This is a genomic window from Aeromonas sp. 62-46, assembly GCF_001898585.1.
GTDB classification, from domain to species: domain Bacteria; phylum Pseudomonadota; class Gammaproteobacteria; order Enterobacterales; family Aeromonadaceae; genus Aeromonas; species Aeromonas caviae.
The window spans coordinates 22,345-34,625 of sequence record NZ_MKUI01000047.1; the positions used below are offsets into that span (position 1 = coordinate 22,345).

The window sequence follows — 12,281 nt, forward strand, 5'->3', positions numbered from 1 at the left end:
CCTCCCGAATCAGACACCTTCGTCGTGGGCTGCGCCGTCCATTCTGCATAGGGCCCCCAGCCCGTTCAGACACGCCTGAGAGGCTCGTTTTCCCCGGGTCTCAGGCTCGCCTGCGACTCCTGCCACAGCCACTGACGCAACCGGCTGATGGCGGGTTCATGGGCACGCGAGCGCTTGAAGACGAAATAGAAGTTGTCGCCGGTCTCGAGGGCGTGCAGGGGCAGCCGCACCAGACGCGGATCCTCCGGCTGCAACATGTAGTCATTGATGAGCGCCATTCCCTGGTCCCAGTTCGCCGCCTCCAGCGCGAGCAGGATATGGCTGAAATGGTGCACTCTCGCCTCGGGGGGAATGGTCAGCCCCCCCATTTCGGCCCAGCGCCGCCAATCTTCCCCCTTCTCGCGGTAGATAGCCTGGATGGAGAGCAGCGGCAACTGCCACAAGGTGGCGGGCCACTCCCCTTCCACCTGCTGCCACATCCGGCGACTGCATACCGGCATCAGCCGCTCCCGATAGAGCAGATCGTGCATGTAGCCCGGCCCTTCGGGGGAGACGGTGATGAAACCGTCCGCCACCCTGTCGGAGAGCTCGGGATCTTCCGCCACCATCTCCAGGCTGAGATCCAGCTCGGGATAGAGCTGACGCAGCCCGGCCAGGCGAGGGATCAGCCACTTCACCGCAAAGGAGCTGTAGACCGCGAGCCGCACCCGCATCTCGCCTCCACCGCGCAACTGCTCGCTGCTCTGGGCAATCTGGACCAGCCCGGCGGCGATCCCCTCGAAATAGATCTCCCCCAGGGGCGTCAGGGAGAGCAGCCGCCCCTGGCGCAGCAGCAGCCGCTCCCCCAGAAAATCCTCCAGCAGACGGATCTGGTGACTGACCGCACTCTGGCTGACATTGAGCTCCAGGGCGGCGCGGGAAAAACTCAGCAGGCGGGCAACCACCTCGAAATATTGAACGGCGCGCAGGGGGGGCAGCTTCATTATCCAAATTTCTCATGCGTGATGATTTTTTATCATTTTACTGGATAACAGGCCGCGGGCTACCCTCCCCTCATCTGAATCTGGAGGTGGTATGAATGCAGTCGGGATAGGCATCCTCTATCTGGTGCTCGGCAACATGGTGGCGGTCTTCTCCGATGCCCTGGTCAAGGTGCTGGAGCCAGACCAGCCCATTTTCCAGTTTGTCTTTTTCCGCCAGCTCTCCGCAGCCCTGCTGCTCGCCCCCTGGCTGCTCTGGTCCTGGCGGCGCAACCCGCCGGTAGCCCTCAAGTGGCACCTGCTGCGGGCCCACATCTGGGCCGTCGGCGTCTGCCTGATGGTGGTCGCCCTCACCCGGCTGCCGCTCGCCACCGCCAACGCCCTCTTCTATGCCGCCCCGCTGCTGATGGTGCCGCTCGCGGTCTGGCTGGCGGGGGAGGCACTCTCGCGCCAGAAGGTGCTGACGGCGCTGCTCGGCTTCGTCGGAGTGCTCATCGTGCTGCGCCCGACCGAGGTAAACTGGGCCGCCCTGGCGGCGCTCGGGGTGGCGCTCTCCCTGGCGGTCAACAACCTGCTGATCAAGCGCATCCCGCTCCAGCAGCCCATCGCCCAGACCCTGTTTTTCACCAATGTGCTGAGCATGCCCTTCATCCTGGCGCTGGCCTGGTGGGAAGGGGGCGAGTGGCAATGGCAGATGTGGTGGCCCGCCTTCGGCTCCTCGGCGCTCATCATGGTCTATGCAGGATTGTGCGTGATGGCCTATCGCAAGGCGGAGGCGAGCAAGATCGCCTCGGCGGAGTACACCGGGCTGCTGATGGCGGTCGCCATCGGGGTCTGGCTGTTTGACGAACAGCCAGGGCTGCCGCTGCTGCTGGGGTGCCTGTGCATCCTACTGCCGCTGGTCGCCATGGCCCGCAGCAAGCCCAAGACCCAGGCCGAGCCGGCGCTCTAGCCTGCCGGGTCAAGCAGGGGGGCGACCCTCTGCTGCAGATGGGGGATCACCGCCTGCTCGAACCAGGGGTTCTTCCTGAGCCAGAGGGTGTTGCGCGGGGACGGGTGCGGCAGCGGCAACCAGGCCAGGCCATAGTCCGCCCAGTGTCGCACCGTCTCGGTGAGCGATCCTTTCGCCGCCGCCCTCAGGTAGTAAGCCTGCGCATACTGGCCGATGAGCAGGGTCAGCTCGATGTTGGGCAGCAGCATCAGTACCTTGTCGTGCCAGGTGGGGGCACATTCCGGGCGCGGCGGCAGATCCCCCGACTTGCCCCTGCCGGGGTAACAGAGCCCCATGGGCATGATGGCGATGCGGGATTCATCGTAAAAGGTGGCCTTGTCCACCCCGAGCCACAAGCGCAGCCGATCGCCGGAGGGATCGTCCCAGGGGATGCCGCTGGCGTGTACCCGGGTGCCGGGGGCCTGGCCGATGATGAGCAGACGGGCGCGCTCGTTGCCGCGGATCACCGGCCTTGGGCCGAGCGGCAGGTGGGCCTCGCACAGGCGGCAGGCCCGGATCTGTTCAAACAGGGGATCGAGTCGGTTCATGGGCCCGATAGTACCAGAGTTTTCTCCCCGCTCCCGCTTGTGAAAGGAGCGGCGGATACTTATCATGCAGCCGCCATTGTTTAGTTTAATAAACGGAGAGAGATGAAGAACTGGATGGGCACCGGCAGCGCGGCCCTCTCATTCGTGCTGTGGGGCATGCTGCCCCTCTATTACCAGTTCATGCCCGAGATCAACATGTGGGAACTGCTCTCCCACCGGGTGCTCTGGTCCGTGGTGCTGCTGGGAGGCCTGCTTCTGCTCCTCGGCCATCGGGTACCCTGGGGGGCCCTGCGCGGCGATCCCCGGCAGCTCGGCCTTGTGCTGCTGGCGGGCCCCGTGATGTCCATCAGCTGGTGCATGTTCACCTGGTGCCTGACCACGGGCCAGGTGCTGGCCACCAGCCTCGCCTTCTTCATGACCCCGCTGTTCAACATCGCCTTTGCGGTGCTCTTCCTCAAAGAGAAGCTCACCCCGCAAAAACACCTGGCGGTGGCGCTCGCCCTGGCGGGGCTCGCCTACATGCTCTTCTCCTACGGCGAGCTGCCCTGGTTTTCCCTCGTGATGGGGGCCAACTTCGCCCTCTACGGCCTCATCAAGAAAAAGGTGAGACTGGACGCCGGAACCAGCCTCTATCTGGAGTCCCTGGTGCAGTTGCCCGTCGCCCTTCTCATCATCGGCTGGCTGACCTTGCAGGGCACCAGCCAGTTTATGGCCGGTGACTGGACCGAGCGACTGCTGCTGATGGGCAGTGCCCCCGCCACCCTGCTGCCGGTGGGGCTGTTCTGCTATGCGGTGGCGCGCACGCCCATGAGCACGGTGGGGCTGTTGCAATACATAGAGCCGAGCCTCGCCTTCCTGCTCGCCCTCTTCTGGTTTGGCGAGATCCCGGATCCGGTGAAATCCGTGGGCTTTGCCTTCGTCTGGGCCGGCCTGCTGGTGAGCCTGCTGCCCCTGCACCGGCTTGGGCGCCAGCGGGCCAGGTGGCGCACCTCGTGACCCTCGCCACCACCACTCCCTCCCGCTGGTTTGTCTATCTGGTGCGCACCGGCGCCGGGGCACTCTATGCGGGGATCAGCACGGATCCCGAGCGGCGACTGCGTCAGCACCAGAGCGGCAAGGGGGCCAGAGCCCTGCGCGGCAAGGGCCCCCTCTCCCTGGTATGGCAGCAGGAGGTCCCCGGCAAACGCGAGGCGCTGCGCCTCGAGTACCGCCTCAAGCAGCAGAGCAAGGCATTCAAGGAGCGCCTGGTGCACGAGCCGGCGCTGTGGCACGGCTGGAGCCTTTCCTGGCTTGCCACCCCGCACAGCGACCCTGTGTCGCCCCCATAAAAAGGGCCACTGCAAGCAGTGGCCAAGGAAGGATGCGAAATCAGGGAGGCTTAACGGTAGGTGTTCGACTGCTTGCGCCTGTTGCTGAGTAGCCAGCACACCACCAGCACCACCAGCAACCAGGGCGCCAGCTTGATGATGAGGGCAAACATGCCGGCCAGGGCGCCAAACAGCACGAAGACCCCGCTCACCAGCAGCATGGCCAGCACGGTGAATCCGGTCAGCGCCATGCCGATCAGCACCAGGATCAAGACGATAAATTCCAGCATGTTGTGCTCCTCACGGGCTTGCACTTGCCGACGGGACGATCCGGAGATCACCCCAGCCAGCGTTGAAGTTCACGGCGGGGAGGCATGACGAGCACCCCCACCAGATAGAGCGCCAGGGCCAGCGGCGGCATCAGGATCAGGGCGAGCAGGGCCACCACCCGCACCGTCACTCTGGACACCCCCAGCCCTCTGGCAAGACCGGCGCAGACCCCGGTCAGCTTGCGATGGGCGAGATCCTTGGGCCAGGGTGTCATGTTATGCCTCCACCTTCTGACCCTTGAGCCGGGCCAGTTCCCGCTCAATCTCGTCGTTCAGCTCCAGCTCGCGGAACTGGGCCTCGAGGGACGGATTCTGCCCCAGGGTCGCCGCCTCCAGCTGGGCCTCCAGCTGATCGACACGGTTCTGGAAGCCGTCGAAGCGGGCCACCAGCTCGTGCATGCGCTGGTTGTCCACCTGGGCACGGGCGCGGATGCGGCTGTGGGCGGTCTGCTCGCGCAGGGTCAGCATCTTCTGCTTCTCCCGCGCCTCGGTCAGCTTGGCCGCCAGTCGCTCGCTGTCGGCGGTGAGCTGGGCCAGCACTTCGGCCACCCGCGCCTTGTCCTCTTCCAGCCGCTCGCACTGCTTCATCTCCGCCAGCTTCTCGGTGAGGGCGGCACGGGCCAGATCTTCGCGGCCCTTCTGGATGGCGAGTTCAGCCTTGGCTGCCCACTCCTGGATCTGGTTGCGCAGCGCCTGCTGATGGCGCTCCAGCTGTTTCTGTTCGGCGATGACGCGGGCGGCCTGGGTTCTCATCTCGACCTGGACCTGCTCCATCTCCTCGATCATCAGCCGCAGCATCTTCTCCGGCTCTTCGCTCTTGTCGAGCAGGCTGTGCAGGTTGGCATTGATCACGTCGGTCAGGCGGCTGAATACGCTCATGGTCTGGCTCCTTGTTGATGGGGTGTCACTCTCTTCCCATGACATTACAAGAGCCGTGCCAGAATGTTTTTTCCTTTATTTACAATTAGATGAAAGTTAACGATGGATGTTCACCGGATACAGCGTGGTGAAAAAAACCAACAAGATGGTGATTTTCACCAATAAAAAAGGGAGCCAGCGGCTCCCTCTCTTCTCTGCAACCGGGTTCAGGCCGCCGGCCGATGGCCAAGCTTGCCATCCAGCTCCGCCAGCTTGGCTTCCATCTTCTCCCGGCAGGTGTCGGAGAGCTCGCGGATGCCGGCGGCGCCGTGCTCCTTGCTGCACACCGGGGCCATCACCTCCAGCAGCACCTCGCCGTTGTCCCAGCGGTTGAGATCGACCTGACCGAAGTAGCTGGAGCAGACGATGGGCACCACGGGCACCTCGGCCTGGACGGCAGTGTGGAAGGCCCCCGCCTTGAACGGCAGCAGACCACGCCCCTGGGAGCGGGTCCCCTCCGGGAACATCCAGATGGAGGTGCCGCGATGCTTGATGCGATCCACCACCTGGCCGATGGTGCCGATGGCGCGGGAGCGGTTGGAGCGGTCGATCAGCACGTTGCCGGAGAGCCAGAAGATGAGGCCGAAGAAGGGGAGCCACAACAGGCTCTTCTTGCCCACCGCCACCACGCCGGGCTGCACGGCGCCGGTCACGGTGAAGATGTCGTAGTTGCTCTGGTGATTGCAGACATAGACCGCCGGCCCCACCGATTTGACCTCGTCGGCCACCGTCACCCGGACCTTGAGGCCGATCAGCGGGCAGACCGCATGATACATGCGGGCGAAGACATAGACGTTGTTCGGGTGGCGCGGGCGCACCAGACAAAGCAACAGGCCGAACAGGAACCAGAAGACGAGCAGCAGTGCCAGCAGCAGCACACGGGCAAGTTTGAGCATCGAACACCTCGGAATTTGACTCGGCGCAGTATACTGGTCCCCCTTTTAGCGAACAAGCGTTCGCCAGACAGAACCGACCAGCCCCGGACGCCACCGGCCACCCCTGCTTGCCCCACCCGCCATTGCCCGCTAGGATGTGGCCATCTTGATGAACGGGGCGAGCATGATTTTGCAACAACGCGCGGCGACACGACTCCTGCTGCTGGTCTGCCTGCTGGTGCTCAATTGCGCGGCCCAGCCGCTGGCCCGCCTCGCCCTGCTCGATCACGCCGTGAGTTGCCAGACCCTGCCCCAGTTCGCCTCAGCCGACGACCAGGCCGACAAGAGTACGCCCGCCAGTGTGCAGCCCAACAGCTGCCAGCTCAACGGCAAGTGGCTGAGCGCCGCCAGTCTGCTGTGCGTGGAGCAACTCTTCTTCGCCATCGCCTTCGTGATTGCCCTGCTGGTGCCCCTGTCACGGCGCGCGCCGGCACTGCCTCCCCCCATCAATGTCTCGCCGCCGGAGCGGCGACTGCACCTCACCCTCTGCGTCTGGCGGGAATGAGTTCAGCCGCGCTTTTTCAGCCTGCTGTCACTCATTTTTTGCGAGACCCAACACATGTCGAATCTCTTCAAGGCGGCCCTGCTACTGGGCAGCCTGCTATGGCAATCCAGCGGATTGGCCAGCGATACGGGGTGGCTCACCCGCCCCCAGAACAGTCACGCCAAGGTCAGGCTGCAAGCCGACCGCAGCGTCCCGGATCAAACCCGCATCCTGCTCGATGTCCAGCTGGAGTCCGGCTGGAAGACCTACTGGCACAGCCCGGGTGAAGGGGGCATTGCGCCCCAGATCCTGTGGGATGAGCCGGTCGGCGACTTCCAGTGGCACTGGCCCACGCCGCGCCCCTTCGAGGTAGCCGGGCTCAGCACCCAGGGCTATCAGGAGCAGGTACGCTTCCCCCTGAGCCTGGACTACCCGGCCGGGCAGCCGCTCAAGGGCACCTTGCGCCTCTCCACCTGCAGCAACGTCTGCATCCTGACCGACTACCCCTTCACCCTGGCGGCAGATGGGCAAGCGCCGGCTGGCTTTGACTTCGCCTGGGCCCGGGCCATGAGCACCCTGCCACAGACGCTGCCTGCCGACACCCGGGTCGAGCTCGGCTACCAGCACAACCAGCTGCAACTGCGGGCCGAGCGGGTCGAGGGGTGGCAGACGCCTGCGCTCTTCATCGATGCGCTGGAGGGGGCCGAGTTCGGCAAGCCCGCGCTCGAGGTAAGCGGCACCACCCTGATCGCCCGTGTGCCGGTCAGCGACGGCTGGCAGGGGGATGCCCCTGACTTGCGCGGCCAATCCCTCGGCCTGCTGCTCACCAGCGGCGAGCAGGCCTGGCAGACCCGCGCCACCATCGCCGATCCCCTCGCCCTGCCGGCCCCCGAGCAGCCACTTCTCTGGCTGCTGGGGGCGGCGCTGCTCGGCGGTCTCATCCTCAACCTGATGCCCTGCGTGCTGCCGGTGCTGGCCCTGAAACTCGGCACCGTGTTGCAGCAGCAAGAGAGCGAACAAGGAGGCGTGCGCAAACAGTTCCTCGCCGCCAGCGCCGGGATAATCACCTCCTTCTGGGTGCTGGCAGCCATGAGCAGCCTGCTGCGCGCTACTCAAGGAGCCGTCGGCTGGGGGATCCAGTTCCAGAGCGCCGGTTTCATCGGCTTCATGATGGCGGTGACCCTGCTGTTTTGCGCCAACCTGCTGGGCTTGTTCGAGATAAGGTTGCCCAGCAATCTCAACACTCGCCTCGCCACACGCGGCGGCGAGGGGCTCGGTGGTCACTTCCTGCAAGGGAGTTTCGCCACCCTGCTCGCGACCCCCTGCTCCGCCCCCTTCCTCGGCACCGCGGTGGCCTTTGCACTGGCGGCGCCGCTCGGCCAGCTCTGGCTCATCTTCACGGCCCTCGGCCTTGGCATGAGCCTGCCCTGGCTGCTGGTGGCGGCCCTGCCGCGCCTTGCCCTCTGGCTGCCCAAACCGGGGCGCTGGATGGGGCGGCTGCGTATTCTGCTCGGGCTGATGATGCTGGGCTCCAGCCTCTGGCTGACGAGCCTGCTTGACAACCATCTGGGCAGCACGGCCACCGGCTGGCTGATGGCCGCCATGGTGCTGGTGCTGCTGATGGGCATCCTCTGGCGCTATGGCCTGCGCGGTTTCACGTTGGCCCTCTCCCTCTCGGCACTCATCGGCGGCGCCCTGCTGCTGGGGGGCGCCCTCACGGTGAAAGGGGGTGGCAGCGTCGATCGCATCACCTGGCAGCCGCTCTCCGAGCAGGCCATCGCCGACGCCCTGGCCCAGAACAAGCGGGTCTTCGTGGATGTGACCGCCAACTGGTGCGTCACCTGCAAGGCCAACAAATACAACGTGCTGCTGCGTGACGAGGTGCAGCGCGCCCTGTCGGCCCCTGACGTGATGGCCCTGCGCGGCGACTGGAGCCGGCCGAGCGATGCCATCTCCGCCTTCCTGCGCCAGCGTGGCGCCGCCGCCGTTCCCTTCAACCAGATCTACGGGCCCGGCCTGCCGGAAGGGGAGATCCTCTCTCCCCTGCTGGACAAGGCCGACTTGCTCGACAGCTTGCACAAGGCCGGCCTCGTTCAGGCCGATGCCACCCATTTCTAAGGAGAATGCCATGAGACTGCGAACCCTGACCCTCTGCACCGCCCTGGTAGCCGCCACCCTGGGCACCCCCACGCTGCACGCCGCCCCCTTCACCCCGGAGCAGGAGGCCCGCATCAAGGAGCTCATTCGCGAGACCCTGATCGCCAACCCCGGGATCCTCGACGAGGCAGCCGAATCCTGGGAGAAGCAGAACGCCGCGACCCAGCAGGCCCAGATGGGTGACTTCATCAAGGGCAACCAGGATGTGCTGTTCAACAGCCCCACCAGCCCGCGCCTCGGCGCCAAGCATCCCAAGCTGACCCTGGTGCTGTTCACCGACTACAACTGCCCCTACTGCAAGCAGTTCGACCCGGCGGTCGCCAAGCTGCTCGCGGCCTATCCGGACGATCTGGGGCTGGTGATCAAGCTGCTGCCTTTCAAGGGGCAGACCTCCGCCAAGGCGGCCCAGTACAGCCTGACCCTGTGGCAACAGGATCCTGCCCGCTTCCTCCCCCTGCACGACAAGCTCATGAGCAAGCAGGGGATGCTGACCGAGACGGACATCAACAAGGCGCTGGCCGCCACCGACAACCTGACCCTCAAGCCCGCAGGCAAGGCCACCGAAGAGCTGCGCAACAGCCTGCGCATCGGCACCCTGCTCGGCGTGCAAGGCACCCCGGCGACCCTTATCGGCAACCAGCTGGTGCCAGGTGCCATTCCCTATGACGAGCTGGAGCAGCTGGTGAAAGCCGAGCTGGCCAAGCGGAGCTAAGCCATGGCCGAGGATGCAGGCATAAAGGCCCCCCGCTGGCGCCGCTGGGGCAAGGAGGCGCTCTGGCTGCTGCTGATGGCGCTCGTCATCACCACCCTGGTGGATCTGTGGCGCAGCCCCACGCTGCCGGCGGGGGCCATGGAGGCCCCCTTCACCCTGCAGGACGGCACCACCACCACTCTGACCGAGCAGAGCCGCGGCAAGCCCCTGCTGGTCTACTACTGGGCCAGCTGGTGCGGGGTGTGCCGCTTCACCACTCCCACGGTGGAGCAGCTCTGGCAGGAGGGTGAAAATGTGCTGACGGTGGCACTGCGCTCCGGCAGCGATGACCAGTTGCGCGCCGGGATGGCGAAGAAGGGGCTGACCTTCCCCACCCACAACGACGAGTCCGGGGATCTGGCCGCCCGCTGGCAGGTGGGGGTGACGCCAACCTTCCTCGTCATCAAGGATGGGGCTCTGGTGAGCAGCACCACCGGCTGGAGCAGCGCCTGGGGGCTCAGGTTGCGGCTGCTCTGGGCAAGCTGGTAGCCCCCTTCATGCCAGAGATGCAAAGAGCCCGGTATCGCTACCGGGCTCTTTTTCATCAGAGGGCTGACAACCCGCCCTATTGGGCGGCCTCCATCGCCCGCTTCTCCAGATTGGCCTTGATGTCGAGACGCTCAGACTCTCCGATCACCCCGTCACCGTTCTTGTCCAGGCGAGAGAAGAGCGCCTCCTGCCGCGCCATGAACTGGGCCCTGGTGGTCTCCCGCGACGGCTTGAGCTGGCTCATCCGCTCCGGGACCGGCTTGCCAGCCTGTTGCATCACGCCAGCCAGCTTTGCCAGGTTGGCCTCTTTCTCGGCAACCGACAGCACGCCGTCACCGTTCTTGTCCTGCAAGACGAAGCGCTGGGCGGCGCGCTCCATGAACTGGGCCCTGGTGACATCCCCCATCAGCGGCGAGGCGGGCAATATGTCGCTGGCAGAGGCGGCACTGCCTGCCAGCGCGAGCACGAAAAACGCGGACTTGACCATGGCGATGACTCCTTGTGACGGCAGAATCCGGATGGTTCGGACAAGAGGGGGTCGGGCAACGCCAGGGCCTGCCGCCCCCCTCTGCCAGTGTAGCCCCGCCGCCATCTCGCACCGCCCGCTCTTTTCGTACAGAAAGACCGCACTTTCATGGCAGAGGCGCCGGCTTTCCGTTAAAATCTCCGGTTTTTGCCGAGCCTGGTTTGCCGACGTTCCGCCACCAGGTCGACACAGGATGAATTCCACCATGCCAGTGAGGCAGGATCCGTCATGAACAACTACTTCCGGGTGTTGGGCGTCAAGTCCAATGCCAGTGAAAACGACATCAAAAAAGCCTATCGACGGCTGTCGAACCAGTACCACCCCGACAAGCTGCACGGGGCAAGCGAAGAAGAGAAAGAGCAGGCAGCCCTCAGGCTGCACCAGGTAAAGCAGGCTTATGAAGTGCTGTCCGATCCGAAACAGCGGGCCGCCTTTATCAAGGATTTCAACAACGTCATCGTGACCGATCCCGCTGCTGCCATGCAGGAGATGTGGGACCAGTTCTACCCCTGAGCCACCAGGCAAGAAGAGCGACTATGCAAAAAAAATGGGACCAGGCACGGCTCAAGGCCCTGCAAAGCGATGCCAGCGAGAACATCGAATCCTACCGGGATCAGGATGACCCCAAGGGGCTCGAGCAGTTCACCGACCAGATGAAGGCCCTGCTGCTGGCCGACATGAGCATGCTGGAGTTCATGCCCGAATACCTGCCGCTCGCCCTCTATGGCCGGGTGCAGTTCCCGCCCAAGGCCAAGTCGCAGTGGAACAAGTGGCTCGCCAGCGGCGAGCAGCCCTCCTGGGACGAGTTCAAGGTGAGCGTCGGCTTCAACAACGCCATCCTGCCGCTGGTCAAGGCGGTGCGGGCACAGAGCGAAGATCAGCTGATGGAAGCCTGCGCCGTGCTGTTCCTCCTGGACAACCCGCTGCCCCGCGGCAGCCACCGCGGTGATGACGATTACGAGCTGCGCGACGAAGAAGAGGAAGACGGGGAAGATGCCGACGCCGACTACCACGGCGGCAGTGACCGCTATGGTGATGACGACGGCGATCAGGATATGTACGACGAAGTCCGTTTCTAATTGGGGCAAGGCATGAGCAACAGTCTGATAGAAATTACCGCCATCGAGATCAAAGAGCTGGCCGTTATCGAGCCGAAGCAGGCCAGCGAGAAGTTCGAGCTGATCGCCAAGACCATGTCTGACGACCAGCTGGCAGAAGTGATTGAAAACATTGATATCGTTACCCTGACCCAGATTAACGGCCAGCACGACATCTCCTTCCCCTCCATCATCTCCGAGCTGATGACCCCGGAGCGGATCCGCGACATCGTCTGCCAGCAGCCCCTCTACTGGGAAGAGGCGATCAAGAACAACGCCGACGAGCTGCAACAGCACACCTTCGACTTCCTCAACTACCTGATCCGCACCCAGGAGAGCGAAGCCAAGCAGCGGGAGATCCTCGAGTGCGTGGCCGAGGATCCGGCCGGCCTCTTCTACCTCGCCATCCCCTTTATCGAGTTCTATCGCGGCGATCGCTATGAAGAGGACGAAGGCTATCGCGACGTGCTGCACGCCGAAGAGGAAGATCTCGAAGAGTCCCTGCGCTACAGCGAGCGCCAGCAGGCCGAAGACAGCCACGACTACGCCCTGGACGACCCGCGCAGCCTCTTGATGCTCATTCGCGAGCTGGCCCCCGAGGTGGAAAAATCCATCAAGTCGCTGCTGCGCAACGAGCACTCCACCTGGGACGGCATCATCAACAAGTTTGCCGCCGAGCTGGTGATGCAGGCCAAAGAGAAGAACAAGGTCGAGGAAGACGAGTACGGCGACGTCGACGACATGTTCAGCTTTCTGGATTAAGGAGCCC

Annotated in this window: 17 protein-coding genes; 10 read left to right on the forward strand and 7 right to left on the reverse strand. The window is 64.5% G+C overall.

The window, feature by feature from the left end; genetic code table 11:
- Nucleotides 1-65: 65 nt before the first annotated feature.
- Nucleotides 66-983 (reverse strand): LysR substrate-binding domain-containing protein, encoded by a 918-nt coding sequence (locus BGO64_RS13995; protein WP_286700869.1) that lies wholly within the window; start codon nucleotides 981-983, stop codon nucleotides 66-68.
- A 91-nt stretch (nucleotides 984-1,074) separates the two neighbouring features.
- Here BGO64_RS13995 and BGO64_RS14000 point away from each other — a divergent pair, with 91 nt between their 5' ends.
- Nucleotides 1,075-1,932, forward strand: coding sequence for a DMT family transporter (locus BGO64_RS14000; RefSeq protein ID WP_286700870.1), 858 nt, complete (start codon nucleotides 1,075-1,077; stop codon nucleotides 1,930-1,932).
- Here BGO64_RS14000 and BGO64_RS14005 read toward each other — a convergent pair.
- The gene (locus BGO64_RS14005) at nucleotides 1,929-2,519 is read right to left on the reverse strand and encodes a uracil-DNA glycosylase family protein (protein ID WP_286700871.1); all 591 of its coding nucleotides are present in this window, start codon (nucleotides 2,517-2,519) and stop codon (nucleotides 1,929-1,931) included. The two genes, BGO64_RS14000 and BGO64_RS14005, sit on opposite strands and share 4 nt — an antisense overlap.
- Before the next feature lie 102 nt (nucleotides 2,520-2,621).
- Between BGO64_RS14005 and rarD the strand changes: the two genes are divergently transcribed.
- Together rarD and BGO64_RS14015 are read left to right on the forward strand one after the other, a co-directional pair.
- Nucleotides 2,622-3,515, forward strand: coding sequence for an EamA family transporter RarD (rarD, locus tag BGO64_RS14010; RefSeq protein ID WP_203764038.1), 894 nt, complete (start codon nucleotides 2,622-2,624; stop codon nucleotides 3,513-3,515).
- On the forward strand, nucleotides 3,512-3,847 hold the full coding sequence (locus BGO64_RS14015) for a GIY-YIG nuclease family protein (protein ID WP_286700872.1): 336 nt from the start codon (nucleotides 3,512-3,514) through the stop codon (nucleotides 3,845-3,847). The genes rarD and BGO64_RS14015 overlap by 4 nt, the downstream gene beginning before the upstream one ends.
- Nucleotides 3,848-3,897: 50 nt before the next feature.
- Here BGO64_RS14015 and pspG read toward each other — a convergent pair whose 3' ends face one another.
- The 4 genes from pspG to BGO64_RS14035 form a co-directional block, all read right to left on the reverse strand.
- Nucleotides 3,898-4,116 (reverse strand): envelope stress response protein PspG, encoded by a 219-nt coding sequence (gene pspG, locus BGO64_RS14020; RefSeq protein ID WP_010672797.1) that lies wholly within the window; start codon nucleotides 4,114-4,116, stop codon nucleotides 3,898-3,900.
- Nucleotides 4,117-4,163: 47 nt separating this feature from the next.
- On the reverse strand, nucleotides 4,164-4,370 hold the full coding sequence (locus BGO64_RS14025; protein WP_010672796.1) for a PspC domain-containing protein: 207 nt from the start codon (nucleotides 4,368-4,370) through the stop codon (nucleotides 4,164-4,166).
- A gap of 1 nt (nucleotide 4,371) precedes the next feature.
- The gene (gene pspA / locus BGO64_RS14030) at nucleotides 4,372-5,034 is read right to left on the reverse strand and encodes a phage shock protein PspA (protein WP_010672795.1); all 663 of its coding nucleotides are present in this window, start codon (nucleotides 5,032-5,034) and stop codon (nucleotides 4,372-4,374) included.
- 206 nt (nucleotides 5,035-5,240) lie between these two features.
- Nucleotides 5,241-5,969, reverse strand: coding sequence for a 1-acylglycerol-3-phosphate O-acyltransferase (locus BGO64_RS14035; protein WP_039039739.1), 729 nt, complete (start codon nucleotides 5,967-5,969; stop codon nucleotides 5,241-5,243).
- A 163-nt stretch (nucleotides 5,970-6,132) separates the two neighbouring features.
- Between BGO64_RS14035 and BGO64_RS14040 the strand changes: the two genes are divergently transcribed.
- Genes BGO64_RS14040 through BGO64_RS14055 form a run of 4 tightly spaced genes read left to right on the forward strand, consistent with a single transcriptional unit; the run spans nucleotide 6,133 to nucleotide 9,889 of the window.
- Nucleotides 6,133-6,513, forward strand: coding sequence for a hypothetical protein (locus BGO64_RS14040; protein ID WP_103244692.1), 381 nt, complete (start codon nucleotides 6,133-6,135; stop codon nucleotides 6,511-6,513).
- Nucleotides 6,514-6,567: 54 nt separating this feature from the next.
- The gene (locus BGO64_RS14045; protein ID WP_286700873.1) at nucleotides 6,568-8,610 is read left to right on the forward strand and encodes a protein-disulfide reductase DsbD family protein; all 2,043 of its coding nucleotides are present in this window, start codon (nucleotides 6,568-6,570) and stop codon (nucleotides 8,608-8,610) included.
- A 10-nt stretch (nucleotides 8,611-8,620) separates the two neighbouring features.
- The gene (locus tag BGO64_RS14050) at nucleotides 8,621-9,361 is read left to right on the forward strand and encodes a DsbA family protein (protein ID WP_010672791.1); all 741 of its coding nucleotides are present in this window, start codon (nucleotides 8,621-8,623) and stop codon (nucleotides 9,359-9,361) included.
- A gap of 3 nt (nucleotides 9,362-9,364) precedes the next feature.
- Nucleotides 9,365-9,889: a protein disulfide oxidoreductase gene (locus BGO64_RS14055; protein WP_052814378.1), complete on the forward strand. Its 525-nt coding sequence runs from the start codon at nucleotides 9,365-9,367 to the stop codon at nucleotides 9,887-9,889.
- Between the two features lie 76 nt (nucleotides 9,890-9,965).
- Here BGO64_RS14055 and BGO64_RS14060 read toward each other — a convergent pair whose 3' ends face one another.
- Nucleotides 9,966-10,376: an EF-hand domain-containing protein gene (locus BGO64_RS14060; protein ID WP_286700874.1), complete on the reverse strand. Its 411-nt coding sequence runs from the start codon at nucleotides 10,374-10,376 to the stop codon at nucleotides 9,966-9,968.
- A gap of 267 nt (nucleotides 10,377-10,643) precedes the next feature.
- On the opposite strand from BGO64_RS14060, the gene atcJ reads away from it, so the two are divergent.
- From atcJ to atcB, 3 genes are read left to right on the forward strand one after another with little or no spacing between them, the layout of a single operon-like run.
- Nucleotides 10,644-10,928 (forward strand): cold adaptation protein ActJcold adaptation protein ActJ, encoded by a 285-nt coding sequence (gene atcJ / locus BGO64_RS14065; protein WP_042079392.1) that lies wholly within the window; start codon nucleotides 10,644-10,646, stop codon nucleotides 10,926-10,928.
- Nucleotides 10,929-10,951: 23 nt separating this feature from the next.
- Nucleotides 10,952-11,494, forward strand: coding sequence for a cold adaptation protein AtcA (gene atcA, locus BGO64_RS14070; protein WP_128296340.1), 543 nt, complete (start codon nucleotides 10,952-10,954; stop codon nucleotides 11,492-11,494).
- Nucleotides 11,495-11,506: 12 nt separating this feature from the next.
- The gene (gene atcB, locus BGO64_RS14075; RefSeq protein ID WP_010672787.1) at nucleotides 11,507-12,274 is read left to right on the forward strand and encodes a cold adaptation protein AtcB; all 768 of its coding nucleotides are present in this window, start codon (nucleotides 11,507-11,509) and stop codon (nucleotides 12,272-12,274) included.
- Nucleotides 12,275-12,281: the final 7 nt, after the last annotated feature.